General features: G+C 52.1%; 1 pseudogene. It reads right to left on the bottom strand.

Going from position 1 to position 242, the window contains the following annotated elements:
* A pseudogene (locus AAEZ02_RS23325) lies at nucleotides 1-242 on the bottom strand (hypothetical protein); the annotation flags it as partial.

Here is a 242-nt window from a genome sequence, read left to right as displayed (position 1 = left end):
ATTCGTTGATTGGCGTTGGCAGACGCGACACATCCACCGCAGACACTTTGTCTTCGGTTTGGACAGCAGGTACGGCTTTTAGATAAGACGCAATGGCGCTTAAGTCTTCATTTTTTAAGTAGCGGGTACTGTGGGCGACCGCTTCACCCATGGGGCCACCAGCGTATGCACGTTGATCAAGCTCGCCTGTACGCAGATAAGTGACGATATCTTGCTCACTCCAGCTACCGATACCGCTTGAC

Origin of the sequence: Shewanella sp. T24-MNA-CIBAN-0130 (genome assembly GCF_040310185.1) — a bacterium.
Lineage (GTDB): Bacteria > Pseudomonadota > Gammaproteobacteria > Enterobacterales > Shewanellaceae > Shewanella > Shewanella psychromarinicola.
This window is presented reverse-complemented; position numbering and strand designations above follow the sequence as displayed.